Source organism: Brevundimonas sp. (assembly GCF_004210735.1).
In the GTDB taxonomy this organism is placed as follows: Bacteria; Pseudomonadota; Alphaproteobacteria; order Caulobacterales; family Caulobacteraceae; genus Brevundimonas.
On the sequence record NZ_SDZL01000156.1, the window covers coordinates 1 to 1048 of the forward strand.

The 1048-nt window shown below is 65.9% G+C and carries 1 protein-coding gene; it reads left to right on the forward strand.

Annotated elements, in window-relative coordinates; translation table 11 throughout:
- Positions 1 to 194: 194 nt before the first annotated feature.
- Positions 195 to 1048 (forward strand): alanine racemase (gene alr / locus EON91_RS14575; protein WP_292096151.1); only part of this gene is annotated, 854 nt, incomplete at its 3' end.

Sequence of the window (1048 nt, forward strand, 5' to 3'; positions counted from 1 at the left end):
CTATTATTCGTTGCCATCTGGCAGAACAAGCCCAAGTCGGGCGGCGGCGGCTTCCTGCCAGATGGCAACGAATAATAGGCCGCATTTCAGCCATCCCGGCGCGGCTTCACCTGTGCCGCAAAACCCGTTAGCCAAGCGGCATGGCAGGACCTCGCCTCCACATCGATCTCGACGCGCTTGTCGCCAACTGGCGTATGTTCCAGCAGCGCGTTGCGCCCGGCTATGCCTGCGCCGTGGTGAAGGCGAACGCCTATGGCCTGGGGGTCGAGCCCGTAGGCAAGGCGCTGGCGAAAGCCGGATGCAGCCGCTTCTACGTCGCCTGGCCGTCAGAAGGCGCCATCCTGCGCCTCGCGATCGGGCCTGCGCCGGAGATCATGATCTTCCACGGTCCCTCGCCCGACACGATGGACCTCTTCCAGCTCTATAATCTGACGCCCGTCCTCAACAGCCTCGACCAGATCGACCTCTGGCTCACCGGGAACACCGCGCCCCGCCCCGCCGCCATCCAGATCGATGTCGGCATGAGCCGCCTCGGCTTGCCCGAGGCCCACTGGGCTACAGCCGCGAAAATGCTGCCCAAACCCGCCCGCGTGATCTCTCACCTGTCCTGCGGCGACGAAGACAGCCCCGCCAACGCGCAGCAGCGCGAAACCTTCGAGCGCGCCACCAGCCACTGGCCGGGCGTTCCCCGCAGCCTTTCGGCGACTGGTGGAACCTATCAGGGCAAACCCTTCCACTATGAAGAGGTCCGCCCCGGCATCGGCCTCTATGGCGGCGGCCCCACACCCGCCGAAGGCTCAGCCTCGCACACCGTCGTCACCCTCACCGCGCCAATCCTGCAGGTTCGCGACATCAAGGGCGGAACCCCGGTGGGCTATGGCGGAACCTGGACCGCCGCTGCTGACACCACGCTGGCCACGGTCGGCCTCGGCTACGCCGACGGTTTCTTGCGATCCGCCTCGAACACGGGCATGGCCTTCGTTGGCGGCCAGAAACGGCCGATCGTTGGGCGGGTTTCGATGGACCTCATCATCATCGATGTGACCGG